We start from the raw sequence: 25,515 nt of genomic DNA, 5'->3' as shown, positions 1-25,515 counted from the left end.
AGTACCCCCATGCGCGTCAGCATCGATTCGGACCTGTGCATCGGCTCGGGTCAGTGCGCCCTCACCGCCCCCGGCGCCTTCGACACGGACGACGACGGCTTCGGCGTCGTCCGGCCGGAGGGCGAGGGCGGCGCGGACCCGATGGTGAAGGAGGCGGTGCGGGCCTGTCCGGTCCAGGCGATCACCCTCGACGAGGACTGACGACACCCGCTTCTGGGGTGGCCGGGAGGGGGCGCGAGACCCCTCCCGGCCACCCCGGCGCACCCTCCGCTCACACCCCCGGCGGCATGACCTCCTGCGGGTGCGCCGGCGGAGCGATGAGCTGGGCGTGGTTCGCCGCCGGGTTGACGTCGCGGTGGACGGCGCGGGCGACGGCCTGGATGGCGTCGATGCCGCCCTGCCAGGTGCGGTTGCCGTGTGTGAGCACGGACATGGTGTACGTCCGGCCGCCGACGGTGAACGCGCCGATGCTGTGCACGCGCCAGAGGTGGTCCCGGTCGCGCTGCAGCCAGCCGTTCTTGACGTGCACCTTGGTGCCCTTGGGGGCGCCGGCCGGGGTGCCCCAGCGCTGCGAGGAGATCACCTTGTTCATCAGGTCGAGGGCGTAGGCCCGGGACTTGTCGGTGATCAGCTTGTTGCCCGAGGTGAACAGGGCGAGGAGCCGCTGCTCGTCCCGCGCGGTGATCTGGGTGGTGCCCCAGGTCTGGTTGGGGAGCGTGCGCTTCATGCCGGCGGCCTTGACGAACGACGTGATCTTCGCCGTGGTGAGGCGGTTGCGGAGCTCCGTCGTGGAGTCGTTGTCCGACTCGGTGATCATCTTGTGGGCGAGCGACTTCTCACGCGACGTCAGCGAGCGCTTGGCCCGGTCGGCGTCCCACAGCAGGGTGCCGAGGACGATCGGCTTGAAGACGCTCGCGGAGTCGAACTGCCGGTCCGCGTCGTAGGTGCAGCTCGTCTTCGTCGCCGGGTCGTCGAACGCGATGCCGGTGTGGCCGGCCCGGCCGCGCAGCGCCGCGGTGATGTCCTTGGTGAGCTTGGCGGCGAGCCCGGCCTTGCCCGAGGTGCAGACGACCTTCGGCCCGTCCGCGGCGGCCGGCTCAGCCACGGCGAGCGGCGCGGCGACGGCCGCGGCGGCGACGACGGCGGTGAGGGCGCGGCGCGGAAGGCGGCGGGCCCTCGGGGCGTCTTCGGGTATCGGGTGTGCGGTCACGACAGGTTCCCCCCTGGGATGGGCAGTGGCGGGTCATGCGCGGCGATGGCGCATTTCTTGACCTGCCCTTGAATCGAATAACTGCCCGATTCTCGCCCATGCTTCCTCCCGACAGGACAGGTGGTCCGCCCGTCCGGCACCGAGGCCGTGCGGAACGCCCTCTTCCGGTCCGCTGCCCGGCCGTTGACCGGAGGGCGGTCCCTGCGGTCCCTACAGTTCCCGCATGACAGCGATCCCTCAGGACGAACTCCTCATCGATCTGATCAACCGCACCGACATGGAGGGTGCCGGCCCGCGCATCACGGTGATCGCCGGGGGTGTGGTGCTCGCCGGACGCCTCGCGGCACACCGCCACTGGGCCGCCCACGTCGCCGGCCGGCTGGGGGACGGGGGCCTTCCCGAGGAACGCTTCGCCGAGGACTTCACCCGAGAAGCGGCCGAACCCCCGGTCTACCCGCCGGAGTTCGTCCACCTCCACGGCTGCCATCTGATCGCCGGTTCCAGCAGTCTGCCCGCACAGCTGGGCGAGTACTTCCGGATACCGGTGGCCGCGGTGAGCGCGTGGAGCGTCTGCTGAGCGACGCCCGCCCGCGGAACTTTCGTCCAAGACGGGACGGCCGGATGCGGCGACAGTAGGGGCATGCGCAGCTACGACGCGGGCCCCGTTCCCCTGGACGCCGAGGCCGGGAACGGCTGGGAGGCCGTCCTCGGCGGCACCCGCCTCCCCGGCGTCCGGATGGCAGGCTTCCGGGACCGTGCCGCCGGCGGGCTGCACAAGCGGGTGCTCCCCCGGCCCGACGTGGTCGTCGTGATCGGGCTCGGGGAGGACCCGTTCACCGTCGAGGGCGCCACCGGGCGGCAGTCCGTGCGGAGCTTCGTCGCCGCGTTGGCGCCCGGACCGGCCCGCGTCGGCGGGGAGCACGTCGAGTGCGTCGAGCTGCGCCTGTCGCCGCCGGCCGCCTACGCGCTGCTGGGCGGTGTCTTCGTGCGCGGACCGGACGGGCCGGTGACCGGCCTCGACGAGGTATGGGGACGGGAGGAGGAGCGCCTGCGCGAGCGGCTGCCCGAGGCCGCGAGCTGGGAGGAACGCCTCGCGCTGGTGGACGGGTTCCTCATCCGGCGGGCCGCGCGAGCGCCCTCGATGACACCCGGGGTCGCGGCCGCGTGGGAACACATCGTGGCCCGCCGGGGCCGGGTGCGGGTCGGTGAACTCGCCGCGTCCTGCGGATGGAGCCGCAAGCGGCTGTGGTCCCGGTTCACCGCACAGATCGGCCTCACCCCGAAGCGCGCGGTCATGCTCGTCCGCTTCGACCACGCCGCCCGGGCCCTCCGCGCGGGCCGCAGCGCAGCCGACACCGCCCTGGCGTGCGGCTACGTCGACCAGCCGCATCTCCACCGCGACGTACTGGCGTTCGCGGGCTGCACCCCCGGCGCCCTGGCCGCCACGCGCACCGACTCACCACCCACCGCATGACGGAAGGAAGAAACCCGTGACGACCGACGAAATCCGGCCGGCGGACACAGCCGACCGGAGCCTGATCGTCCGCACCGCCTTCGGCAGCATGGCCGCGCAGACCCTGCGCGCGGCGGTACGGCTGAGGGTGGTCGAGCTGATCGGCGACACCGCGCGGCCGGCCGACGACATCGCCGCCGACGCCGGGGCCGACCCCCGGTCCGTGCTCCGGCTGTCGCGCGCCCTGGCCGGCCTCGGCCTGCTGCGGGAACACGCCCCCGGTACCTTCTCGGTGACCCCCACGGGCATGCTTCTGGATCCCCGCCGCCCCGGCTCGCTCACCGCGTTCGTGCGCGTGTTCACCGACCCGGTGGCGACGCGCGCCTGGGAGCGCCTGGACGACAGCGTCCGCACCGGCGACGTCGCGTTCGACGCGGTCTTCGGCACGGACTTCTTCGGCCACCTCGCCCGACACCCCGAGTTGTCCGCGGCGTTCAACTCCGCGATGAGCCAGGCCACCGGCGCGGCCGCCGCCGCGCTGCCGTCCGCCTACGACTTCGGCCGCTTCACCTCCGTCACGGACGTCGGCGGCGGCGACGGAACCCTCCTCGCCGCCGTCCTCACCGCCCACCCGGGCCTCGCCGGTGCCGTCTTCGACACGGCCGAGGGCCTGGCCGGGGCCCCGGCGACGCTGGAACGGCACGGGCTCACCGGACGCTGCACCCTGCAGCCCGGGGACTTCCTCGCGCCCGGATCCGTCCCCAAGGGCTCGGATCTCCACCTGATCAAGAGCGTCCTGCACAACTGGGCGGACGAACAGGCCGTCACCATCCTGCGCCACTGCCGCGAGGCCCTGCCGCCCGACGGCGGCCGGGTCCTGATCGTGGAGCCCGTCCTCCCCGACGTCGTCGGCACACACCCGGAAGGCCATGCCACCGACGCCGGAATCACCTATCTGAGCGATCTCAACATGCTGGTGAACGTGGGCGGCCGCGAACGCACCCGCGCGGACTTCGAGGACCTGTGCGGCCGGGCGGGCCTGTCCGTCACCTCGGTCACCCCGCTCACGGGAGCCGCGCCGTTCTCCCTCGTCGAGGCCGCGGCCTCGGCCTGACGTCGGAGCGGGCCGCGCTGACGGCTGACGGCGGGACGGGCCGCGCGGTCCGGGGGGCCGGGCGGTCCGGGCGGGCTGCGCGGTTCGAGGCCGCGCGGCCGGAGCGGGCCGGCGGTCCGAGGGGGCCGCGTGGTCCGAGCGGCCCTACCGGCCCTGACCCAGCCGCGCCGCCTTCAGCGTCATGTGCAGCAGCAGCCGGTCCTCGCCGTTGTCCAGGTCCAGGCCGGTGAGCTGTTCCACGCGGGACAGGCGGTAGTAGAGGGTCTGGCGGTGGATGCCGAGGACGGCGGCGGCGCGGCCGGCCTGGCCGGCGCAGTCGAGGTAGACCTCGGTGGTGCGGGCCAGCTCCGCGTGGGAGCGCTCCAGCAGAGGGCGGACGGCGTGGTCGGCCGCCCGGTCGGCGGGGAGGCCCGTCAGGACGCGGTACGGGCCGATGGCCGCCCATTCGGCGAGCGGGCCGAGGCGGCGTTCGGCCGCGGCCGCGCGGGCCGCGGACAGGGCCTCCGTCCAGGCGTCGGTCAGCTCCGCGAGGCCTTTGCGCGGGGTGCCCAGACCGGCGGCGGCCAGGCCCGGGCCGCCGTCCGCGCCGGCGCGGGGGGAGTGCAGCAGCCGGTCGGCGGCGGCGCGGGCGGGGGCCGGGGCGCTGAGGGCGCGCAGCCGGACCAGGGCGGCCAGGGCCGCCGAGCCGTCCGGCAGGCTGTCCGGCACCGCGCAGAGCGCCGCCACGCCCGACCGGGCGGCGAACGCCGAGCCCGGGCGGTCGCCCGAGGCGTCGTGGGGGTCGTCGGTGTCCGTACGCCAGGGCGCCACCGCGAGCAGCGCCAGCGGGCCGTCCGCCGCCGGGCCCAGGGCCTCGCGGAGGGCGAGGCGGGCCGCGTCGCGGCCCGCCGGGCGCGCGGTCAGCAGGTCCAGCAGCAGTTCGCCCAGCTCGGCGCCCGCGCGGTCCTCCGCCGCGAGGAGGGCGCCGATCCGGGCGGCCGTCTCCATCGCCTGCGCCACGCGCGGGTCCGGCGCGGCGGGGCCCAGGTCGAGACCGGCCAGGTGCTCGTCGTCCAGCAGCCAGACGTAGCCGTGCACCACGCCCCGGTGGCGTACGGGAAGGCAGATGCGGCCCTTGAACACGCCCGCCGCCGGGTCCGGCGGGATCCGCATCGGCGCCTGCGCCCGCGCGATGCCGAACGCCTCGAACCAGGCCCGGACGGCCGCCGTCGAGCGCCGCTGGAGGATCGAGCGCGTCCGCACGGGATCCATGGTGACCTCGAGGTCGTCGTCGCCGCCGTGCGCGCCGAAGGCGATCAGGCCGAAGTCGCGGTCCTCCAGGGTCGCGGGCGCGCCGAACACCGCCGAGATCTCGTCCACGAGCTGCTGGTACTCGCCCCGCATGACGCGCCGCACTCCCTTTCGTCGAGCTTCGCCGAGCTTCGTCGGGCTTTGTCCGGCTCCGCTGAGCTTCGCCGGGCTTTCCCCGGATGTTTGGTCCGCTTTGCCCCGCCCCCGTCGTCTCCGGGAACCATTGTCATACATCTGTCTGAGATCCCGGCCACGGATGCGTGACAGCTGTCGATGGCCCGAGAGGTGGCGCGAAATCTACGTTTCACGTCGAGTTGGTTATGCCGTCGTCCCGAGGGGGACCGGCCGTCATCGTGGAGGTGCCCGTGCTGGGTCCCGTCATCCTCGCCGCCTCGCGCAGCGACCGCATGCGTCGTTTCGTGTCGGCCGCCCCGGGCACCAAGCAGGTCGTCGACCGCTTCATCGCGGGCGAGACCGTCGACCAGGTCATTCCGATCGTCAAGGACGCCGCGGCCAAGGGCCTGGAGGTCACCCTCGACGTCGTCGGCGAGGACATCACCACCGTCGAGCAGTCGTACGCGGCCCGTGACGCCTATCTGGAGCTGATCGAGCGCCTCAAGGAGCTGGGCCTCGGCGAGCGCGCCGAGATGTCCGTCAAGCTGTCGATGTTCGGCCAGGCGCTGGAAGGCGGCCACGAGCTGGCCCTCGCCAACGTCCGCCCGGTCGTCGAGGCCGCCGCCGCCATCGGCACCACCGTCACGCTGGACGCCGAGGACCACACCACCCTCGACTCGATGTTCGCCATCCACGAGGAGCTGCGGAAGGACTTCCCGCAGACCGGCTGCGTCATCCAGGCGTACCTCTTCCGCACCGAGGACGACGCCCGGCGGCTCGCCGCCGCCGGCAGCCGGGTGCGTATCGTGAAGGGTGCGTACAAGGAACCCGCCTCCGTCGCCTTCCAGGACAAGGCCGAGATCGACAAGGCGTTCGTCCGCATCGTCAAGATACTGATGGCGGGCGAGGGCTACCCGATGATCGGGTCGCACGACCCGCGTCTGATCGCGATCACCCAGGAACTGGCCCGGCAGGCGGGGCGCAAGCCGGACGAGTACGAGTTCCAGATGCTCTACGGCATCCGCGGTGACGAGCACGTCCGGCTGGCCGCCGAGGGCCACCGGATGCGGGTCTACACGGCCTACGGCACCGACTGGTACGGGTACTTCATGCGCAGGCTCGCGGAGAAGCCCGCCAACCTGCTGTTCTTCCTCCGCTCGATGATCACCAAGGGCTGAGACCCTCCAACCCCGATAAGGAAACGAGACTCATGGACGCTGTCACCCAGGTCCCCGCCCCGGTCAACGAGCCGGTGCACTCCTACGCCCCGGGCTCCCCGGAGCGCGCCCGCCTCGAGGCCAAGCTCAAGGAGCTGGCGGGCAACCCCATCGACCTGCCGATGACGATCAACGGCGAGAAGCGGATGGGCGGCGGCGAGCGCTTCGACGTCGTGCAGCCGCACAACCACAAGGCCCGCCTCGGCACCTACGCCAACGCCACCGAGCAGGACGCCCAGGACGCGATCGACGCCGCCCTGGCCGCCGCCCCGGCCTGGCGCGCCATGTCCTTCGACGACCGCGCCGCGATCATCCTCCGCGCCGCCGAGCTGCTCGCCGGCCCGTGGCGCGAGACGCTGGCCGCCTCCACCATGCTCGGCCAGTCGAAGACCGCCCAGCAGGCCGAGATCGACACCCCCTGCGAGCTCGTCGACTTCTGGCGCTTCAACGTGCACTTCGCGCGCCAGATCCTCGCCGAGCAGCCGGTCGCCAACTCCACCGGCGTGTGGAACCGCAGCGACCACCGCCCGCTGGAGGGCTTCGTCTACGCGATCACGCCGTTCAACTTCACGGCCATCGCCGGCAACCTGCCGACCGCGCCCGCGCTGATGGGCAACGTCGTCGTCTGGAAGCCGTCCCCGACGCAGACGCACGCCGCCGTGCTGCTGATGCAGCTCCTGGAGGAGGCCGGCCTCCCCAAGGGCGTCATCAACCTGGTGACCGGCGACGGCCTCGCCGTCTCCGAGGTGGCCCTGAACCACCCCGAGCTCGCGGGCATCCACTTCACCGGCTCCACCAAGACCTTCCAGTACCTCTGGAAGACCGTGGGCAACAACATCGAGAAGTACAAGGGCTACCCGCGCCTCGTCGGCGAGACCGGTGGCAAGGACTTCGTCGTCGCCCACCCGAGCGCCGACCGCGCCATCCTGAAGACCGCCCTGACCCGCGGCTCCTTCGAGTTCCAGGGCCAGAAGTGCTCGGCCTCCTCCCGCGCCTACATCCCCCGCTCCATCTGGGAGGACGGCTTCAAGGAGGAGTTCGCGGCCGAGGTCGACGGCATCACCATGGGTGACGTCACCGACCTGTCGCACTTCATCGGCGCCGTCATCGACGAGCGCGCCTTCGCCAAGAACAAGGCCGCCATCGACCGCGCCAAGGCCGACCCGACCTGCACCATCGTCGCCGGTGGTACGTACGACGACTCGGTCGGCTACTTCGTCCGCCCGACCGTCATCGAGTGCACGGACCCGTCCAACGAGGTCTTCACCACCGAGTACTTCGGCCCGATCCTCGCCGTCCACGTCTACGAGGACGAGGACTTCGACGCGATGCTCCAGCAGATGGAGTCCGTCTCGGCGTACGCCCTGACCGGCTCGGTCATCGGCCAGGACCGCGCCGCGGTGGCCGACGCGATGGAGAAGCTCCGCTTCGCCGCGGGCAACTTCTACATCAACGACAAGTCGACCGGCGCCGTCGTCGGCCAGCAGCCCTTCGGCGGCGGCCGCGCCTCCGGTACGAACGACAAGGCCGGTGCGGCCACCAACCTCCTGCGCTGGGTCTCGACCCGGTCCATCAAGGAGACCCTGGTCCCGCCGACCGACTACCGCTACCCGCACATGGGCTGACCTGCTTTTCCCTTGTGCTCCCGCCCCTGTCCGGCTCGCGCCGGGCGGGGGCGTTTGCGTCGCCTTCTACGCCGCGCCTTCTACGCGGCGAAGGCGTACGCGGGCGAGCCGAGCCGCAGCTTGAGGGTCGCCAGTCGGCCCGGCTTCCCCCGGCGGCTCGTCCGATCTCACCGGAGGATTTCAGATTCCCCCGCCGCGACGCCTCAGCACGGCCTTGTTGGATTCTTCCGTGGCGACCTCGTAGGCATCGAACGCGTCAGGTCCGATCTCCTGGCCCCGCAGCTCCGCCGGTAGCGGAATCTCATGAAGGGACAGCTCGTCGGAAGCCTCCAGGCCGACATGAGTCGGGGCCCCTTTGTCCTGAGACTCCCCTCGGCGAACGACTCCATGGATCTTGCCTTCGGCGTCCGCGAGGACCAGGAGCGAGGGGCCGCGAACTGAATCTGCGTTCATGATCTCTCCCTAGTCCAGTCCGAACAGCCTGAATGACACCCAGACATCGTTCGGGTTGTAGATGTCCGCCCCGAACTGCCAGTTACCTTGGATAGTGGTACCGGACACGACGTTCCCAAGATTCCGCATGGCCTGGTCCATGACGAACAGCTTCTTTCCGGTGGGGGATATCGGCATGGCCTGGATGTACGTCGGCCCGAGCCATGAGCCCCATCCGATCCAAACGGGAAGCGTCGTCTTGGGCCCAACCCAGAATTCACCATCCCAATTCCACGCCATGAGACCACCTTCTCGCGGGAGTGATATCAAAGGGAGGCTCTAGCGCCCACTCATCACTATCCCTCTCGTGGTGCAGTACCGCATGCGCGGCAGCAGCACCAGCACGTCGCGTGTCGGCCCCTGGAGGGAAGCGTTCGGGATACGACCGTCGCGTTCCTCTCCGCTCGGGATCCAGGGTCGTTTCAAGGTCCTGATGGGCGCGTGAGTCCGCAGGCGTCCGGATAGGGCGGTCGCGAACGCATCGAAGCTCCGGTTGAACGGGGTGACCTTCCCAAGTCGCCCTGAACCGCCGGAGCTTCGGTGCGCCGCCAGTCTGCCACCGCCTGTCTGATCAAGTCGCCCGCTCTGGACAGCTTGGCGGCATTGCCGCTGGTAGAGCGGATTGCGGTTGCTGCCCGATCCACGTCGATGCCGAGGGGTGCGCACCCGTTCGTGGCAGCGCTCCTGGCTGCCGCCTCGGCGGTGGTGGCCGGTGCGCGCTCGTACGCGGCCATGGGCCAGCGGTCCGCGAACGCCCCGCAGCACACCCTTGCCCGGCTGGGCGCCCGGGTCGCGGGAGCGCTGGGCGTGCGCGTCGCACCGGGCGCCGCCACGGTCCGGCGGGTCATCGGACTGGTCCGTCCCGGCGGACTGGCCGACCTGACCGGCGCCGATCCAGCCGGATCGGACTCGATCGCCGTGGACGGCAAGGCCGCCCGTGGCTCCCGGCACGGCACGTCGCCCGCTGCCCACCAGCTGGCCGTGACGACCGGCGACGGCCGGACCGTCACCCAGACGCGGGTGTCCGACAAGACCGACGAGATCACTCGCTTCACCGCGTTGCCGGCGCCTTACGACCGCGTCTCTCTGTTCGCGCCCGCCCGGGCCTGGTTCATCGGACGTTCCAGGCTCAACGCTGCGAGAAACGGTGTCCGTTGACCTCGACGAAGCCGACGTAGTAGAGCAGGGCCGCCACGGTGGTGAGCCGGTGGCCCATGACCCAGATCGACTGGTTGGACGGATTCTGGCGCGAGTTGCGCACGAAGTCGGAGACGTCGCCCCACTGGTTCTCCAGGGCGGTGTTGAGGATCATGCCTCGGGGAGCGCCCGAATCGTAGTCCAGGGGCCGGTTCTGGTTGGGGTTCTGGATGTTGCCCCGGACGACGTCGAAGACGCTGCCGAAGCGTGCCGCTTCGGAGAAGGTCTGGATCGCCACGACCAGCGAGCGGCCGACGTTGTCGTTGTACTGGTTCGCCCGGCCGAGCGTCCGCATCGCGTTGTAGATGCGCTCGGGGTTCAGTACGAGCCCGCTTCGCTCGTTGCCGCCCGGGAGGGTGCTGTAGTTCCCGGTCGTCGGCATGGTGTGGATGTTGTTGAGATCGAGGCCCAGCGCGTTCGCGAACTCCTGCCGCCGGTCGTTGAACACCCAGTGCGTATTCGTCGTCGGGGCGTAGAAACCGGCGACGTAGAGGTCGTCGGCCCAGAGGTACACCGAGGCCAGGTGTTGGTCATTCGTGTCCAGCACCCGGACCTGGATGAGCCGGCCGCGCTCGGTCGTGGTCTGCGCGGTTCCGTTGACTCCGGTCGGCTCGCCGTAGGTGTACCGGTGAATGCGGTCGATCAGGTCCCAGTAGTTGTGGTGGTGGGTGTTGCCGCCGGCGGTGATGTTCGAGACGCGCCAGTCGAGCACCTGGTAGTTGGCGGCGGAGGCCGTGCCGCTCAATACGGTCACGAGGCCCATCGCCGTCGCGAGCGTCAGCAGGAGGGCGCAGAGTTTTCGCAGCATTTCCCTTGTCGTTTCCTGGTCCGGTGGCCGGCGGAGGAGATCGGGCGCCTCATGTCCGTGGCGCCGTCGGCCGGACTCGCACGCTAAACCGGGCCCGGGCGCATGAATTGCCGGGCAGCGCACGTCGCGTTGCCTCTCCGCGTACGAAGAGCCGGGAACCTAGGGGTGATAGAGGGTGCGGGCGCGTCCCAGGTCGACGGGCTCGTTCCGGCCGAGGCCGAGGAAGAAGCCCACCTGCCATGCCTGGGTGCCGCGGGCCTGCCGGCTGGTCGTGGTCACCCACGGGGGATAGACGCGGAACCCGCGCTTCCCGCCGGAGCCGCCACGGGAGACGATGCCGCGCTCGCACAGCACCTCGCGCGGGAACACGAACTGCCCGAAGCCGTCGTCGTCGCGGCTGCCGACGACGAAGAGGTCCACCCCGTCGTCGGCGTCGAAGGGGCGGATCGGCCCCTCCTCGGACCGCTGCCAGAAGGTGACGAACTGGCCCACCTTCGTCGGGGTGGTCTTGCCCACCCGGAAGCGAACCGACCGGCCGTCGAGCGTGAAGGCGCACGCCGCGTACTCGGCGCTCTCCGCTTCCGGCACCGGCGGGGAGCAGGCGAAACCGCCCGGTCCGTACACCAGCGCCTCCGCCGCCGCCAGGTCGTCGTGCGTCCCCGCCCACGGCTCATTCGTCACCATCCCGGCATCCTGCCATCGCGCGACAGGGCCTGAGTGGCGCGCTGCCCGGGCACCGGCGTCCGGGGCCCGGGCAGCACGGCGGGGTCACGGCAGGACGACCAGCCCGTTGCGCTCGGGAGCGCCCGAGTGCCACGGGTCCGCGCTGGCCGCGTTGGCGTTCACGCTCACCAGGCGGCTCCACGGCGCGTCGTCGGCACTCGCGGGAAGGGTGAGGATGCCGAGGATCGCGGCGGCTCCGAGGAGGACGGTGGTGACGCGGCGCATGAGGTGCCTTCCGATGGTCGGGTGATCGGTTCGGGCCGGGTCTGCCCGCAGGGCCTCCGCCGTATGCGAGGCATCACCCGTGCGTGGACGGTGAATCGATCCTCCGCTCGCCGGTTCGACACCCGTGGCTGGGGCACCGGTGGGCCATGTGTCATCGTTTATCAGTCGTTGAACACCTTTTATCGACTGTTGAGCACCTTTTGCGACTGTGGCGTCGTCGGTCCGACCGGGCCGGTCGCACTCCAGTCAAGGAGCTCTCCATGCGTGCACTGAGAATCAAGCGCGGCGCCGCCCTCGCGCTGGCCACCGCGGCGCTGGCCGCGACGGCGGCCGTGTCCGCCGCCGGCACCGCGGCCGCGTCGTCGGGCGGCGGCTGCGCCGGCCCCACCTGGAAGAACGTCTGCATCGCCGACCACAACAACGGCACCATAGGCGCGGACGCGTACCTGAATCTCGGCAACGTGAACCCCAACTGCTACGTGGAGTTCGGTGTCTTCGACAAGACCTCTTGGGCCTTCGCCACCCGCCAGTCGGTCTCCTGCCGGAACGGCTACCAGCACCTGGGCATCGTGCTGAGCAACCCCGCCTCCGGCCACGACTACGTCACCTTCACCAAGATCCACTGGACCGGCGGCCCCGACCTGGAGACCACGGACAGCCCCGTCCTCACCTACTGATGCGCTGACGGACTGACCGCGGCGGCTCCGCTGTCGGCGGCGAGGACGGACTCCCGGCAGTGCCGCCGGGTCCACCGACCCCTTCGCCGTCCGACGCCCCGGGGCCTCCGGGGCAGCCCGCGCCGTGGGCACGGCCGGCCGGGGCGGTGCGAGCGAGCCGTCTCAGATAGTAGGAAGCCCGAGTAAATACGGCGACAGCGCGGGAATGCTCGCTTAGCGTGGAGGAAGCCGAGCGTTCCGCTTCATCGAGCGACGGCGGACGTGGTCGGGCGCGTGTATGCAGGTGACCCCTGTGAGCGTCCGGGCCCCCGCCCCTTCTCCGGCTCTTCGCATCCCTCGCAGGACTTCTTCCAGAGGAGACGTGACCCATGGCCGAGACCACCGCCGTCCGCAAGCCCCGTCGCACGCGCCGCGCCGAGCGCGACGCCGACCGCCTCAACGCCGCCGCCGCTCTGCAGCGCGCCCTCGACCGCCGCGACAACGGGGGCCCGGCGGGCCACTGACGCTCCGGTGACCGCGTAGGTTCACCGGGCTCCGTCGCCGCCCACTGGGCCGGCGCCCGGTGGCGCGGTCGCGTCGTGCGCGGGCCGGTCATCCGTCGGAGCGCCGACTCGCTCCCCGTCCACTTCGGCGGACGGCGCGGCCCTGTCGCGTACGTGCGCGCAGTACCCGGCCGCGTACGCGTCCTTGATCAGCCCGCGGAGCGGGCGGCTCCGTATCCGCGGGCGGGCCGGCATCGTTCGTCAGTTCATGAACCGACACACCCTTGCCCGTGCCACCGGCGTCGTGCTGGCGCTGCTCGCCGGAGCCCAGGCCGCGGCGGCCCCGGCCTGGGCCGGGGGGCCGGGCGGTGGCGTCCTCACGCCGGTCACCGGCGGTGGCGCGGGTCTGCCTCCGCCCCCGGCTCTGCCCCTGCCCTCGCCTCTGCTCCAGCCCTTGTGCGCCCCAGCTCCGGCCCCAGTCCCCGCCCCAGCCCCGGCCGGCGCCGGGCCGTCGCTCCCCGCTCTGGTCAACGTGGGCGTCCAGGACATCGCCGTCCTGAGCGACGCCGCGCCCCGCACGTGTACCGGTGGCCCGGCCGGGCGGGACCTCCCTCCCCTCGACGACGTCCCGTTCGTGTCCGGCATCGTGGCCGCCGGCGCCTGACGGGCTTCGCGTGCTCCGCCTACCGCCCCGCCCGGACCACGTCGAAGTGGTCGACGCGCCTGCCGTTCTCCGCCAGCGCCGTGACCCGCAGCCGGGGCCGCGAGCCCGGCTCGCACTCGACCGCCAGGAAGGAGTGGCCCGTGTAGCGGACGCGCGACCACTCCACTCGTTCGGGGGACTTCACCCGGCCCTTCTTCCAGTGGTAGCTGGCGACGCTTTCGAGGTCGTGGACGTGGCCCTCGTAGCTGTCCGGGACGGGGAAGTCGTAGAGGTCCGCGCCCGCGCCGCCGGCGGTGACGTAGACGATGCCGTCGCGGGACGGGTCGACCGTCGCGCCGATCGGGACGCGGCGGCGGAGCCGGCCCGCGCGGAGGGCGTCCGTGCGTTCGTAGATGTGGTTGTGGCCGTTGACGACGAGGTCCACGCGGTGCTTGTCGAACAGGGGGAGCCACGCGTCGCGGACGCCGCCGTCCGAGGCGTGCGCCTTCGTCGTCGAGAAGGCGCAGTGGTGGAAGAAGACGACGACGAAGTCCACGTCCCGCTGGGCCCGCAGCTCGCGCAGCCGGCGGTCGAGCCAGGCGGTCTGCCTGCCGCCGCTGTAGCCCGTGTTGGCGGCGATCTCGTACGAGACGTCGTTGGCGTCGAGGGCGACGACGGCGACGTTGCCGTGGACGAAGGAGTAGACGCCCGGCGACCTGCGTGGGTCGAAGCCGTTGGCGGGCAGGGCCCAGCGGGCGCTCTGGCCGCCGTAGCCGTTGGGGGAGTACCACGCCTCCATGTCGTGGTTGCCGGTGGTCACCATCCAGGGCACGCTCCGGGCCACCGACTCCGTCTGGCCGAGGAACTGGTCCCACACCCGCGCGTCGTACACGTCGCCGGGCCGGCCGGAGCCGCTGCTGTCCGCGTAGCAGATGTCGCCCGCGTGCAGGTGGAACGCCGGGTCCTGGCCGAGCAGCAACTGGTCGTTGCCGAGCGCGTGGTAGCCGACGCCCTGGTCGCCGAAGGCCGTGAAGACGAACCGCTCCGGGCGCGCGGGCGCGGTGCGGAAGGACGCGACCGTGCCCAGGTGCCGGGCGTCCGCCGGGTCGAAGCCGGTGTGCCCGACGCCGTAGTAGTACGTGGTGCCGGGCCGCAGCCCGTCCAGCGCGACGTGCAGGTAGTACTGGTCGACGGCGGGCAGCTTCTTCACCAGCGGCGGGGTGTGCAGGTGCCGCGCCTCCGCCTCGACGCGGCGGCCGAGGTCCCACGGCTTCAGCCCGATCCGCAGGAACGGCTTGCGGACCGCGAAGGGCACCTGCCACGAGACGCGCATCTGGGTCTTCGGGTCGGCGCCGAAGGCGAGGTGCCGGCCGAAGGGGGCGACCAGGGAGCCGTCGACCCGGGTGGTGGCTCTCGCCGTCACGAGGGTGGGGGTGCTCAGGGCAGTGGTGGGCGCCGCTCCCAGCAGGCCCGTCCCGGCGACCGCCCCCGCCGTCACCGCGCCCACGCGCAGCAGACCGCGCCGGGTGAGCTTGCTCCGCAGGTACTCGTGCTGCTCCGGCATGGTCATGCGCTCGGCGAGCGAGCCGGGAATGCCTACGCGTGGAGTGTCCATGCCGGGAACGTGCCAGCAAAGGCCCGTCCCGTCACCCACTTCCGCCGAAATCCGCCGAACTGGTCTCAGCCGGTTACCCCACGTCCATATGGTGGACGGCGAGTGTCATTCAGTGGGACGAGGGAGTACGGTCCCGTCATGTCTCGCAGCATCCGCCTCGCAGTGATCCCCGGTGACGGCATCGGCCCCGAAGTGGTGGCCCAGGGCCTCCGCGTCCTCACCGCCGTCCTCCCCTCCGACGTGAAGCTGGAGACCCGGGAGTACGACCTCGGCGCCCGGCGCTGGCACGCCACCGGGGAGACCCTCCCCGACGCCGAACTGGAGTCCCTCAAGGAGCACGACGCGATCCTGCTCGGCGCGGTGGGCGATCCCTCCGTACCGTCCGGCGTGCTGGAGCGAGGCCTGCTGCTCAAGCTGCGCTTCGCCTTCGACCACCACGTGAACCTGCGCCCCTCCCGGCTGTACCCCGGCACCACCGGCCCGCTCGCCGGCCGCCCGGACATCGACTTCGTCGTCGTCCGCGAGGGCACCGAGGGCCCGTACACCGGCAACGGCGGCTCGCTGCGCACCGGCACCCCGGCCGAGGTCGCCACCGAGGTCAGCGTGAACACCGCGTACGGGGTGGAGCGGGTGGTCCGGGACGCGTACGCGCGGGCCCAGGCCCGGCCGCGGAAGAAGCTCACGCTCGTGCACAAGAACAACGTCCTGGTGTACGCGGGCCGGCTCTGGAAGTCCGTCTTCGACCGGGTCGGCCGGGAGTTCCCCGAGGTCACGACGGACTACCTGCACGTGGACGCGGCGACGATCTTCCTCGTCACGCAGCCCGAGCGGTTCGACGTGATCGTCACCGACAACCTCTTCGGCGACATCCTCACCGACCTCGCGGCGGCCGTCAGCGGCGGCATCGGGACCGCCGCGTCCGGCAACATCAACCCGGACGGCACGTTCCCCTCCATGTTCGAGCCGGTCCACGGCTCGGCCCCGGACATCGCGGGCACAGGGACGGCCGACCCCACGGCGACCGTCCTCTCCGTCGCCCTGCTGCTGCGACACCTCGGGTACGAGGAGGAGGCGGCGCGGGTGGAGGCAGCCGTGGCCGCCGATCTGGCGGGACGGGCGGGGGGCGCCGCCCGCTCGACGGAGGAGACGGGGTCCGCGCTCGTGAATCTGGTCTCCGAGGTACCGGGCGTACCCGCCTGACCCGTCCGCCCCGCGCGCGGCCGGAGTCCCCACCGTTCCACCGGGCCGCGCGCCTCCTCGGCGTTCGCACAGGTATTTCGTTCATGCCCCCCTCCGAGCGATAATCGGACACGGGGCCGCGAAAAGAGGCGAAGAAGCTCGGACGTCCGCCAGAGCGGGGACGGCGTGAGCGCGGTCCGCAGCACCCGAAAGTTAAGGACACGCATCCATGACCACGCCCACGATCGAGCTCAAGCCCTCCTCGCAGCCGCTGTCCGACGCGGAGCGGGAGCGCATCCTCGCGGACCCCGGGTTCGGCCGTCACTTCACCGACCACATGGTCACCATCAAGTGGGCGGACGGGGTCGGCTGGCACGACGCCCAGCTCGTGCCGTACGCGCCGCTGTCGATCGACCCGGCCAACATGACGCTCCACTACGGGCAGGCCATCTTCGAGGGCCTCAAGGCCTACCACCGTCCCGACGGCGGCGTCGCCACCTTCCGCCCGGACGAGAACGCCAAGCGCTTCCAGGCGTCCGCCCGCCGGCTGGCCATGCCCGAACTGCCGGTCGAGACGTTCATCGAGGCGTGCGACGCGCTCGTGCGGCAGGACCGCGCCTGGGTGCCGGCCTCCGGCGAAGCCTCCCTCTATCTGCGGCCGTTCATGTTCGCCACCGAGGCGGGCATGGGGGTGCGCCCGGCCAAGGAGTACCTCTTCGTCGTCATCGCCTCGCCGGCCGGCGCCTACTTCGCGGGCGGCGTCAAGCCCGTCTCCGTCTGGATCTCCGAGGAATACGTGCGCGCCGCCCCCGGCGGCACCGGCGCCGCCAAGTGCGCCGGCAACTACGCCGCCTCCCTCGTCGCCCAGGCGCAGGCCGCCGAGAAGGGCTGCGACCAGGTGGTCTGGCTGGACGCGGTGGAGCGGCGCTGGATCGAGGAGATGGGCGGGATGAACCTGTACTTCGTGTACGGGAACCGCATCGTCACCCCCGAGCTGACCGGGTCGCTCCTGCCCGGCATCACGCGGGCCTCGCTGCTGCGGATCGCCTCGGACCTCGGGTACGAGGTCGCCGAGGGGCGGATCTCGGTGGAGGACTGGCGGAACGCCACCGCGGACGGGTCGTTGACGGAGGTGTTCGCTTGCGGCACGGCCGCCGTGATCACGCCGGTGGGGTCGGTGAAGTCCGCTCGCGGGGACTGGACGGTCGGGGACGGCGGGCCGGGGGCTGTGACGATGCGGCTGCGGCAGGCGCTTCTGGACATCCAGACCGGGGCTGCGGACGACACGTACGGGTGGATGCACCGGCTGGGGTAAGCGGTTGGGGTGCCCCGGTCCCGCCCCTTCGCCGTTTCCTGGGGGCAAGCCCCCAGACCCCCTTTTCGCGGCTTCGCCGCTCGTCCTCAAACGCCGGACGGGCTATATAGCCCGTCCGGCGTTTGAGGACAACCGCGCGGAGCGCGGTTTCGGGGTCTGGGGCGCAGCCCCAGGAAACGGCGAAGGGGCGGGACCGGGGCACATCAACCCGCGACCACAACGCACGCATGTAAGCGCGATCGTTGCCACGGACCCCTTGTCCGAAACCACACCCTTCCGCCACCGTGCCCTGCATGGGACAGCACTGGAAGAAGATCTGGATCGGCTCGGCCGGCAACATGGTCGAGTGGTTCGACTGGTTCGTCTACGCCAGCTTCGCGACCTACTTCGCGGGCTCCTTCTTCCCCGAAGGCAACGACACCGCCAAACTCATGAACACCGCCGGCATCTTCGCCGTCGGCTTCTTCATGCGGCCGGTCGGCGGCTGGCTGCTCGGGCGGGTGGGGGACCGGCGGGGGCGGAAGGCGGCGCTGACGCTGACCGTGACGCTGATGTCCGCCTCGGCGGTGCTGATCGCCGCCGCGCCCACCTACGGGGTGGCGGGGTACGGCGGTGTCGCCGTCCTGCTGGTGGCGCGGCTGCTGCAGGGGCTGTCGGTGGGCGGCGAGTACGCGGCCAGTGCCACGTACCTCACCGAGGCGTCGGCGCCGGGCCGCCGCGGGTTCGCGTCCAGCTTCCAGTACGTGTCCATGACGGCCGGCCAACTCCTCGGCCTGGGGCTGCTGATCGTGCTCCAGCACACCCTGACCTCCGCCCAGTTGCACGAGTGGGGCTGGCGGATCCCGTTCGTCGTCGGCGCCCTCGGCGCGGCCGTCATCTTCTACCTGCGGCGCAACATGCTGGAGACGGAGACGTACCAGGAGGCGGACGACACTCCGGAGGGCGAACGCGGCACGGTCCGCGCCCTGCTGCGGCACAAGCGCGAGGCGCTGCTGGTCATCGCGCTGACCATGGGCGGCACGGTGGCGTACTACACGTACACCACGTACCTCACCAAGTACCTCTCCAACACCGCGGGTCTGCCCAAGCAGACCGCCACCCTCGTCAGCTTCTGCGCGCTGCTCGTCTTCGCCTGTCTCCAGCCGCTCGCGGGCGCGCTCTCGGACCGGATCGGCCGCCGGCCGCTGTTGATCACGTTCGCGGTGGGCTCGACGTTCCTCACCGTGCCGATCATGACGCTGCTGAAGCACGCCGGCTCGTTCTGGCCCGCGCTCGGTCTCGCGCTGCTCGCCCTGATCGTGGTCACCGGCTACACCTCCATCAACGCCTGTGTGAAGGCGGAGCTCTTCCCGACCGGCGTCCGCTCCCTCGGCGTCGCGCTGCCGTACGCGATCGCCAACGCGGCGTTCGGCGGCACGGCGGAGTACGTGGCGCTGTGGTTCAAGAAGAGCGGGATCGAGTCGGGCTTCTCCTGGTACGTGGCGGGCTGCGCGGCCGTATCGCTGGTGGTGTACCTGACGATGCGGGAGACCCGGGACATCGACCTCAAGCGGGTCGGCGGGGGGCCGGGCGAAGAACGGCCGGGCACGGAGGAGCCGGACCGGGCCACCGCTCCGCTCGCCTGAGCCCTACGGCGCGCCGGACGGGTCCGCCGCCAGTTGGGTGGTGGCCAGTTCGCGGTACAGGTCGTCGGAGCCGACGAGTTCCTCGTGGCCGCCGACCGCGCGGACCCGGCCCGCCTCCATGACCACGATGCGGTCGGCGCGCACGACGGTGGAGAGCCGGTGGGCGATCACCAGGACGGTGGTCTCGGCGGCCAGTTCCAGGACGACGTCGCGCAGCCGCTGCTCGTTGACCGCGTCCAGGTGCGAGGTCACCTCGTCCAGGAGGAGCAGGCGCGGCTTGCGCAGCAGCGCCCGTGCGATCGCCACGCGCTGGCGCTCGCCGCCGGAGAGCGCTGTGCCCCGGTGTCCGACCGGGGTGTCGAGGCCCTCGGGCAGCCGGGCGACGAGCTCGTCGAGGCCGGTGCGCGCCACCGCGCGCACCAGTTCGTCGGGCGTGGCCCGGGGGGCGGCGAACAGCAGGTTGTCCCGCAGGGTTCCGGCCAGGACCGGCGCGTCCTGTTCCACGTAGCCGACGGAGGCGCGGAGTTCGGCCAGCGGCCAGTCGCGGATGTCGCGGCCGTCGACGGCGATGGTGCCCGACTGGTGGTCGTAGAAGCGCTCCAGCAGGGCGAACACCGTCGACTTCCCCGCACCGGACGGCCCGACGAGCGCGGTCATGCCCCGGGCGGGCACCTCGAAGGTCACGCCGTCGTGGGCCGGCCCGCGGTCGTCCCCGTACCGGAAGACCACGTCGTCGAACCGGAGTCCGACCGGTCCCGTGGCCGTTGTCGCGCCCGCGGCGGGGGCGGTGCCGGCCGGCTCGCCGGGCAACGCCTCGATCTCGTGGACGCGCCCGACCGCGACGAGTCCCTGCTGTACGGCGGCCCAGCTCTCGACGAGCTGGCCGAGCGGCGACACCAGGTAGAACAGGTACAGCAGGAAGGCGATCAGCGCCGACACCTCCAGCGCCCCGGAGGCCACGCGCGTACCGCCGACCGCCAGCACGCTCAGGAAGGCGAGCTGGACGGCCATCAGGACCGACGCGCCGGTCAGCGCGGTCCAGCCGGCCACCGTCACCCCCCGGTCCCGGGCCCGTGCCGCCGCCTCGCCCACGACGCCGGTCTCCCGCTCCTCGGCGCCGCTGGCCTTGACCGTGCGGAACGCCTGGAGGGCGCGGTCCAGCGCCGACCCCATCTCGCCGACGGCCTCCTGGGCCCGGCGCTGCGCCCGCTGGATCCTGGGCATGAGCAGGGCGGAGACGCCGGCGACGGCGCCGATGACGAGGAGGGTGACGCCGAGGAGGACGCCGTCCAGGGCCGCCATGAAGGCGATCGCGCCGGCCAGCGTGCAGACGCCGGTGACCGATTCGACGACGCTGGTGGTGAGCGCCGTCCGTAGCAGCGTGGTGTCGCTGGTGACCCGGGTGAGCAGGTCGCCCGGGGTGAGCCGGTCGACGGCCGGTATCCCCAGGCGCAGCACGCGCCCCACGAGTCGCCGCCGGGCGCCGAGGACGATGTCCTCCCCGGTCCGGCCCATGAGGTAGCCGGCGCCCGCCGTCGCGCCCGCGCCGAGGACCGCGACGGCGGTGAGGGCCGTCAGCGGTCCCGACGCCGACCGTTCCTCCCCGAGGGCGTCGACGACGTACTTGGCCATCAGGGGCATGGCCAGCCCGGCGCCCGCGCCGAGCAGGGACAGCACGCCGCCGAGCGTCAACGTCCGCCAGTGCGGCCGCAGATGGCCGAACAGCAGCCGCAGCGGCTTCGGCTCACGCCCCCCGCCGGCCGGGCCCTCGCCGGTCTCCCGCACCGGAACCCCCTTCTCGTACGGTCACGGTCATCAGCGGCCGGAAGTCCTCGGACCGGCCGCGTTCGCCGACCGGCCCGCCGTCGGCCTCCACCCAGGCGTGGGCCGCGAACGGCGGTGAACTCCGTACCCCCGCGCACCAGTCGGGCCAGGTGCCCGACAGCCGGCAGACGAGGGCGATCGCGATGGAGCGGGGCAGGCAGCCGTACCAGCCGGCGCAGCGGCGGCTGGTGCCGACCACGGCCTGGTACACCTCCAGGACCTCGGCGTGGTGCGCCGGGCGGGCGCCCCGGCTGATCAGGGTCAGCAGCTTCCGGAGCCGTCCGGGGCGCAGCCTGGCCAGCAGGAAGGCGAGCGCGATCACCGCCCGCAGGGCGATCCCGCCCCGCCCGGCGCCCCGGGCGGGCATGGTCATCTCCGTGGTCATGGCCGGACGATCTTCGCCTCGACGAGTTGGCGGACGAGCTCCCGCACATCGGCCTCGGCCTCGGCGGCGTCGACGTCGAACTCGGCCGCCAGCCGCTCGGCGACGGCGCCCGGGGCCAGCCCCTCGGCGAGCGCGCTCACGATGACGGCCCCGCTGTCGTTGAGCTGCCAGTAGGTGCCGTCGCGTTCGTCGAGGAGGACGGCTCCGTAGTCGGTCGAAGTGAGGGCGACGCCGCTTCTGAGTCTCATGTGCCTTCCTTGTCCTGGGTGGTCGTCCGGTTCGCCTCGGGACGTTCCTGGTGTTCGATCGCGCGCAGCCAGGACTCGCAGGCGACCACCGTCCAGAGGGAGTTCTCCTGGAGGAGGGGGGTGTCCGGCTCGTCGGCGAGCCGGACCAGCAGGTCCGCGTCGACGAGTCCCCGCCGGGCGAGCCGCGAGTCCGTCCACAGCCGGCGCAGGTCCGGGGCGTGCCGCCGGAGGCCGAGCGCCTGGTCCTGCGACATCTCGTCCTTGGTCGTCCGGTCGAGCAGCACGTCGGGCACCAGGCCGCGCAGGGACTCGACCAGCAGCGGTTTGTACCGCGCGGGGTCCATGCGGTCCTCGAGCCGGACGGACAGCACCGCCTCGATCACCCGGTCGTCGAAGAACGGCGCGGCCACCGGGACGCCCATGGCGACGCCCAGGTCCTCCAGGGCCTGGAAGGCCCGGGCGCCGGCCCTGATCACGTCGAGTTCCGTGTGGCGCCCCGGCCCGGGGGCCAGGGGCCGGGCCCGCCGCGCCGCCGACAGATATCCGGCGCGGATCAGCCGCCGGCCGCGAGCGGTGATCCACGGGTGGACGGACTGCGTGGGCCCCCAGCCCAGCAGCGGGGTGCGCAGCCCCACGAGGGGCTCGCGGGTCACGGAGCGGGTCAGCCAGGATCCGTACCGCGGCCGGGCGAGCAGCTGCCGCAGGGTCGGCAACAGGGGCCATCCGTGCAGATGGCGGGTGGCGTTGAGCCGGGACCACGCCAGCAGCGGCCGGCGCGCGAAGAGGTCGCGGTAGGCGGCGGGAACGCCGTTGAAGAGCTCGTCGCCGCCGTGGCCGGTGAGGTGCATCCGCGACCCCGCGCGGACTGCGGGCTCCAGCATCGCCCGCGCGCGCTCGCGGGCCGGGGCGAGGTAGAAGGGCTCGTCCAGCGGTTCGGTGGGGGTGCCGACGCCCGCGAAGAACAGCGGGTACGCGTCGGCGGGGATGACGTGGTGGTCGAGCCCCGGGAATTCCTCCACCGCGCGCCGCGCCCAGCGCTCGTCCTCGGCGAAGGCGTCCCGTCCGGCGACCGTCACCGCCGGCATGCCGTCGACGCCCGCCCGCCGGGCGAGAAAGGCGACGGAGGTGGAGTCCAGGCCGCCGGAGAGATCGCTGCTGACGCGGTCCCGGCCGTCCGTGTATTCCTTTACGGAATTAATGAGCGCGGCTGCGACAGCGGCCTTTCCGTGCGCCATGGAGAGGTGCGGCCGGGGAGAATTCCACCACCGCTGTGTTCGGTATCCGGGGCCGTCGCGGAAGGTGAGGGAGAATTCCGGTTCCACTTCTTCAGGGCGGTCGGGCGCCGCGCCCGGAGGTCCATCGCTGCCCGGATGGCGAGACGGTTCCGCTCCCGCGGCGGCGGTTGTGCAAGACTTCGTCACGTGTTCTCGCTCGCCATGATTACGGGCAGCAGGCGCGCCGGTCCGCAGTGACCGTTCCGTACGCACCTGGTACGGCACGGCCACCCTCGTCCCCGACCCGCGCGCAGACCTCTCGCACCCGCGAGAGGTTTTTTCGTTTCCGGCCCACCTTCAGCCGGGAGCGGAGCACGCGGGACCATGGAGGGACGGTGGAGCCGGTCATTCCGGTAGACCGAGATCCCGACAGGAGCCTCAGCAGCATGACGGACACCCTCACGGACGCCCCCGAGGCGGCGCCGTCCGACGCGTTCCACGTCTTCGACACCACGCTCCGCGACGGCGCGCAGCGCGAGGGCATCAACCTCACGGTGGCGGACAAGCTCACCATCGCCCGGCACCTGGACGACTACGGCGTGGGCTTCATCGAGGGCGGCTGGCCGGGCGCCAACCCGCGGGACACCGACTTCTTCCGGCGCGCCCGGGAGGAGATCACCTTCCGCCACGCCCGGCTCGTCGCGTTCGGCGCCACCCGCAAGCCGGGCGTCCGCGTGGCGGACGACCCGCAGGTGGCCGCGCTGCTCGCGTCCGGCGCCCCGGTCGTCACGCTGGTCGCCAAGGCGCACGACCGGCACGTCGAACTCGCGCTGCGCACCACGCTGGAGGAGAACCTGGCGATGGTCCGGGAGACCGTCGCCCACCTGCGGGCGCACGGCCGGCGGGTGTTCGTCGACTGCGAGCACTTCTTCGACGGCCACCGGGCCAACCCGGCGTACGCCACCGAGGTGGTCCGCGCCGCGCACGAGGCGGGCGCCGACGTCGTCGTGCTCTGCGACACCAACGGCGGGATGCTCCCCGCGCGGGTCGCCGAGACCGTCTCCGCCGTGCTCGCGGCGACCGGCGCGCGGCTCGGGATCCACGCGCAGGACGACACCGGGTGCGCGGTGGCCAACACCCTCGCCGCCGTGGACGCGGGCGCCACGCATGTGCAGTGCACGGCCAACGGCTACGGCGAACGCGTCGGCAACGCCAACCTCTTCCCCGTCGTCGCGGCCCTGGAGCTCAAGTACGACCGGCGGGTGCTGCCGCCCGGCAAGCTGGCCGAGACCACCCGCGTCTCGCACGCCATCGCCGAGGTCGTCAACCTGACGCCGTCCACGCATCAGCCGTACGTGGGGGTTTCGGCCTTCGCCCACAAGGCCGGGCTGCACGCCTCCGCGATCAAGGTCGACCCGGACCTGTACCAGCACATCGACCCCGAACAGGTCGGCAACACCATGCGGATGCTGGTCTCCGACATGGCCGGCCGGGCGTCGATCGAGCTCAAGGGCAAGGAGCTCGGCATCGACCTGGGCGGCGACCGCGAGCTGGTCGGCCGGGTCGTCGAGCGCGTCAAGGAGCGGGAGGCGCAGGGCTACACGTACGAGGCCGCGGACGCCTCCTTCGAGCTGCTGCTCCGCCAGGAGGTGACCGGCCGGGCGCTCCGCTACTACCGCGTCGAGTCCTGGCGCGCCATCGCCGAGGACCGCCCCGACGGCACCCACGCCAACGAGGCGACGGTGAAGATCTGGGCCAAGGGCGAGCGGATCGTCGCCACCGCAGAGGGCAACGGCCCGGTCAACGCCCTGGACCGGGCGCTGCGTTCGGCCCTCGAACCCTTCTACCCGCAGCTCGGCGGGCTGGAGCTGACCGACTACAAGGTCCGCATCCTGGAGGGCAGCCTGGGCACCGGCTCGATCACCCGCGTCCTGGTCTCCACCAGCGACCAGGACGGGGAGTGGTCCACGGTCGGCGTCGCCGAGAACGTCATCGCCGCGTCCTGGCAGGCGCTCGACGACGCCTACGCGTACGGCCTGTGGCGCGCGGGCGTCGAACCGCGGGAGTGAGCCCGGCGCTTCCGGCCGGGGGTCAGCCCTGGGGCGTGGCGCGGACGGCGGAGATGTCGAAGACCAGCTTCACCTTGTCGCTGATCATGACGCCGCCGGCCTCCAGGGCCGCGTTCCAGGACAGCCCCCAGTCGGAGCGCTGGATCTCGGCGCGGCCCTCGAAGCCGACGCGCTCGGTGCCGTAGGCGTCGACGGCCGACCCGTTGAACTCCAGGTCGAGGGTGACCGGGCGGGTGACGTCCTTGATGGTGAGGTCGCCCGTCAGGCGGTAGGTGTCGCCGCCCAGCGACTGCGCGGCGGTGGAGCGGAAGGTCATCAGCGGGAACCGTTCGACGTCGAAGAAGTCCTCCTTCCGGAGGTGTGCGTCGCGGTCCTTCATGCCGGTGTCCACGCTGGCGACGGTGATGTCGATGGCGGCGGTGGAGCGGGAGGGGTCGGTTCCGTCGAGGTGGAGCGTGCCCTGGTACTCGTGGAAGGAGCCGCGGACGTTGGTGACCATGGCGTGGCGCACCATGAAGCCGAGGGTGCTGTGGACGGGGTCGATGGTCCAGTCGCCGGTGAGGGCGGCCAGCGCGGGGTTCGCGGCGGCCGGGGTCTCGGGGGTGGCGGAGTCGGAGGCGGACTTGCGGGTGAAGGGGCCCATGGCGTTCTCCTCGCGGGTCGACGGCCGGCCGGGCGGGGCCGGCGGGGTGGGTCGATCGGATCGGTCGCTCGATCCGTGTCCACGGTAGTGGGGGTTGGTTCATCCTTCAACTTAATCGGGAGGGGTTC

Annotated in this window: 27 protein-coding genes; 14 read left to right on the top strand and 13 right to left on the bottom strand. The window is 72.1% G+C overall.

Features of this window, described 5'->3' with window-relative positions; translation table 11 throughout:
- Positions 1–9 precede the first annotated feature (9 nt).
- Positions 10–201 carry a ferredoxin gene (locus tag ACH4PU_RS00830; RefSeq protein WP_398264185.1) on the top strand — a complete coding sequence of 64 codons (192 nt, stop codon included), beginning with the start codon at positions 10–12 and terminating at the stop codon, positions 199–201.
- A 70-nt stretch (positions 202–271) separates the two neighbouring features.
- Here ACH4PU_RS00830 and ACH4PU_RS00825 read toward each other — a convergent pair whose 3' ends face one another.
- Positions 272–1,210 (bottom strand): serine hydrolase, encoded by a 939-nt coding sequence (locus ACH4PU_RS00825; RefSeq protein ID WP_398264183.1) that lies wholly within the window; start codon positions 1,208–1,210, stop codon positions 272–274.
- 223 nt (positions 1,211–1,433) lie between these two features.
- Between ACH4PU_RS00825 and ACH4PU_RS00820 the strand changes: the two genes are divergently transcribed.
- From ACH4PU_RS00820 to ACH4PU_RS00810, 3 genes are all read left to right on the top strand, one after another.
- A complete protein-coding gene (locus ACH4PU_RS00820) occupies positions 1,434–1,787 on the top strand; it encodes a hypothetical protein (RefSeq protein ID WP_398264181.1) in 354 nt (117 codons plus the stop codon).
- Positions 1,788–1,850: 63 nt separating this feature from the next.
- A complete protein-coding gene (locus tag ACH4PU_RS00815) occupies positions 1,851–2,684 on the top strand; it encodes a helix-turn-helix domain-containing protein (RefSeq protein WP_398264179.1) in 834 nt (277 codons plus the stop codon).
- An 88-nt stretch (positions 2,685–2,772) separates the two neighbouring features.
- Entirely contained in the window at positions 2,773–3,777 is a 1,005-nt protein-coding gene (locus tag ACH4PU_RS00810) for a methyltransferase (protein ID WP_398265294.1), read from the top strand.
- Between the two features lie 144 nt (positions 3,778–3,921).
- Here ACH4PU_RS00810 and ACH4PU_RS00805 read toward each other — a convergent pair whose 3' ends face one another.
- On the bottom strand, positions 3,922–5,160 hold the full coding sequence (locus ACH4PU_RS00805) for a PucR family transcriptional regulator (RefSeq protein ID WP_398264177.1): 1,239 nt from the start codon (positions 5,158–5,160) through the stop codon (positions 3,922–3,924).
- Positions 5,161–5,432: 272 nt separating this feature from the next.
- Between ACH4PU_RS00805 and ACH4PU_RS00800 the strand changes: the two genes are divergently transcribed.
- Positions 5,433–6,359 (top strand): proline dehydrogenase family protein, encoded by a 927-nt coding sequence (locus ACH4PU_RS00800; RefSeq protein WP_398264175.1) that lies wholly within the window; start codon positions 5,433–5,435, stop codon positions 6,357–6,359.
- Between the two features lie 32 nt (positions 6,360–6,391).
- Positions 6,392–8,023, top strand: coding sequence for an L-glutamate gamma-semialdehyde dehydrogenase (gene pruA, locus ACH4PU_RS00795; protein ID WP_398264173.1), 1,632 nt, complete (start codon positions 6,392–6,394; stop codon positions 8,021–8,023).
- Positions 8,024–8,203: 180 nt separating this feature from the next.
- Here the strand turns inward: pruA and ACH4PU_RS00790 are convergent, their stop codons facing one another.
- Positions 8,204–8,476 (bottom strand): hypothetical protein, encoded by a 273-nt coding sequence (locus tag ACH4PU_RS00790; RefSeq protein ID WP_398264171.1) that lies wholly within the window; start codon positions 8,474–8,476, stop codon positions 8,204–8,206.
- Between the two features lie 9 nt (positions 8,477–8,485).
- On the bottom strand, positions 8,486–8,755 hold the full coding sequence (locus ACH4PU_RS00785) for a hypothetical protein (RefSeq protein WP_398264169.1): 270 nt from the start codon (positions 8,753–8,755) through the stop codon (positions 8,486–8,488).
- A gap of 432 nt (positions 8,756–9,187) precedes the next feature.
- Here ACH4PU_RS00785 and ACH4PU_RS00780 point away from each other — a divergent pair, with 432 nt between their 5' ends.
- Positions 9,188–9,673 carry a hypothetical protein gene (locus ACH4PU_RS00780; protein WP_398264167.1) on the top strand — a complete coding sequence of 162 codons (486 nt, stop codon included), beginning with the start codon at positions 9,188–9,190 and terminating at the stop codon, positions 9,671–9,673.
- Here ACH4PU_RS00780 and ACH4PU_RS00775 read toward each other — a convergent pair.
- From ACH4PU_RS00775 to ACH4PU_RS00765, 3 genes are all read right to left on the bottom strand, one after another.
- Entirely contained in the window at positions 9,645–10,520 is an 876-nt protein-coding gene (locus ACH4PU_RS00775) for a ribosome-inactivating family protein (RefSeq protein WP_398264165.1), read from the bottom strand. The two genes, ACH4PU_RS00780 and ACH4PU_RS00775, sit on opposite strands and share 29 nt — an antisense overlap.
- 159 nt (positions 10,521–10,679) lie before the next feature.
- The gene (locus ACH4PU_RS00770) at positions 10,680–11,204 is read right to left on the bottom strand and encodes a MepB family protein (protein ID WP_398264163.1); all 525 of its coding nucleotides are present in this window, start codon (positions 11,202–11,204) and stop codon (positions 10,680–10,682) included.
- Positions 11,205–11,288: 84 nt separating this feature from the next.
- Positions 11,289–11,468, bottom strand: coding sequence for a hypothetical protein (locus tag ACH4PU_RS00765; protein WP_398264161.1), 180 nt, complete (start codon positions 11,466–11,468; stop codon positions 11,289–11,291).
- Positions 11,469–11,728: 260 nt separating this feature from the next.
- On the opposite strand from ACH4PU_RS00765, the gene ACH4PU_RS00760 reads away from it, so the two are divergent.
- The 3 genes from ACH4PU_RS00760 (at position 11,729) to ACH4PU_RS00750 (ending at position 13,291) form a co-directional block, all read left to right on the top strand.
- Positions 11,729–12,145: a hypothetical protein gene (locus ACH4PU_RS00760; protein ID WP_398264159.1), complete on the top strand. Its 417-nt coding sequence runs from the start codon at positions 11,729–11,731 to the stop codon at positions 12,143–12,145.
- A 368-nt stretch (positions 12,146–12,513) separates the two neighbouring features.
- Positions 12,514–12,648 carry a hypothetical protein gene (locus ACH4PU_RS00755; protein ID WP_398264157.1) on the top strand — a complete coding sequence of 45 codons (135 nt, stop codon included), beginning with the start codon at positions 12,514–12,516 and terminating at the stop codon, positions 12,646–12,648.
- Between the two features lie 247 nt (positions 12,649–12,895).
- On the top strand, positions 12,896–13,291 hold the full coding sequence (locus ACH4PU_RS00750) for a hypothetical protein (protein ID WP_398264155.1): 396 nt from the start codon (positions 12,896–12,898) through the stop codon (positions 13,289–13,291).
- Between the two features lie 19 nt (positions 13,292–13,310).
- Here ACH4PU_RS00750 and ACH4PU_RS00745 read toward each other — a convergent pair whose 3' ends face one another.
- Positions 13,311–14,885 (bottom strand): purple acid phosphatase family protein, encoded by a 1,575-nt coding sequence (locus ACH4PU_RS00745; RefSeq protein WP_398264153.1) that lies wholly within the window; start codon positions 14,883–14,885, stop codon positions 13,311–13,313.
- Positions 14,886–15,023: 138 nt separating this feature from the next.
- Here ACH4PU_RS00745 and ACH4PU_RS00740 point away from each other — a divergent pair, with 138 nt between their 5' ends.
- The 3 genes from ACH4PU_RS00740 to ACH4PU_RS00730 all read left to right on the top strand — a co-directional run bounded on the left by ACH4PU_RS00740 (position 15,024) and on the right by ACH4PU_RS00730 (position 19,004).
- Complete coding sequence (locus ACH4PU_RS00740; RefSeq protein ID WP_398264151.1) at positions 15,024–16,085, top strand: 3-isopropylmalate dehydrogenase; 1,062 nt, start codon at positions 15,024–15,026, stop codon at positions 16,083–16,085.
- 208 nt (positions 16,086–16,293) lie between these two features.
- Positions 16,294–17,379 (top strand): branched-chain amino acid aminotransferase, encoded by a 1,086-nt coding sequence (locus ACH4PU_RS00735; RefSeq protein WP_398264149.1) that lies wholly within the window; start codon positions 16,294–16,296, stop codon positions 17,377–17,379.
- 293 nt (positions 17,380–17,672) lie between these two features.
- The gene (locus ACH4PU_RS00730) at positions 17,673–19,004 is read left to right on the top strand and encodes an MFS transporter (protein WP_398264147.1); all 1,332 of its coding nucleotides are present in this window, start codon (positions 17,673–17,675) and stop codon (positions 19,002–19,004) included.
- 3 nt (positions 19,005–19,007) lie between these two features.
- On the opposite strand, the gene ACH4PU_RS00725 is transcribed toward ACH4PU_RS00730, so the two are convergent.
- From ACH4PU_RS00725 to ACH4PU_RS00710, 4 genes are read right to left on the bottom strand one after another with little or no spacing between them, the layout of a single operon-like run.
- Positions 19,008–20,789, bottom strand: a complete 1,782-nt coding sequence (locus ACH4PU_RS00725) for an ABC transporter ATP-binding protein (RefSeq protein ID WP_398264145.1) — start codon at positions 20,787–20,789, stop codon at positions 19,008–19,010.
- Positions 20,749–21,213 carry a lasso peptide biosynthesis B2 protein gene (locus ACH4PU_RS00720; protein ID WP_398264143.1) on the bottom strand — a complete coding sequence of 155 codons (465 nt, stop codon included), beginning with the start codon at positions 21,211–21,213 and terminating at the stop codon, positions 20,749–20,751. Before ACH4PU_RS00720 ends, ACH4PU_RS00725 begins: the two co-directional genes overlap by 41 nt.
- The gene (locus ACH4PU_RS00715; RefSeq protein ID WP_398264141.1) at positions 21,210–21,461 is read right to left on the bottom strand and encodes a lasso peptide biosynthesis PqqD family chaperone; all 252 of its coding nucleotides are present in this window, start codon (positions 21,459–21,461) and stop codon (positions 21,210–21,212) included. The genes ACH4PU_RS00720 and ACH4PU_RS00715 overlap by 4 nt, the downstream gene beginning before the upstream one ends.
- Positions 21,458–22,696 (bottom strand): asparagine synthase-related protein, encoded by a 1,239-nt coding sequence (locus ACH4PU_RS00710; RefSeq protein WP_398264139.1) that lies wholly within the window; start codon positions 22,694–22,696, stop codon positions 21,458–21,460. Before ACH4PU_RS00710 ends, ACH4PU_RS00715 begins: the two co-directional genes overlap by 4 nt.
- Before the next feature lie 425 nt (positions 22,697–23,121).
- Here ACH4PU_RS00710 and cimA point away from each other — a divergent pair, with 425 nt between their 5' ends.
- Positions 23,122–24,744, top strand: coding sequence for a citramalate synthase (cimA, locus tag ACH4PU_RS00705; RefSeq protein WP_398264137.1), 1,623 nt, complete (start codon positions 23,122–23,124; stop codon positions 24,742–24,744).
- 22 nt (positions 24,745–24,766) lie between these two features.
- On the opposite strand, the gene ACH4PU_RS00700 is transcribed toward cimA, so the two are convergent.
- Positions 24,767–25,387: a YceI family protein gene (locus tag ACH4PU_RS00700; protein WP_398264135.1), complete on the bottom strand. Its 621-nt coding sequence runs from the start codon at positions 25,385–25,387 to the stop codon at positions 24,767–24,769.
- Between the last annotated feature and the right edge of the window lie 128 nt (positions 25,388–25,515).

Origin of the sequence: Streptomyces sp. NPDC021100 (assembly GCF_044333095.1) — a bacterium.
Classification (GTDB): domain Bacteria; phylum Actinomycetota; class Actinomycetes; order Streptomycetales; family Streptomycetaceae; genus Streptomyces.
This window is presented reverse-complemented; position numbering and strand designations above follow the sequence as displayed.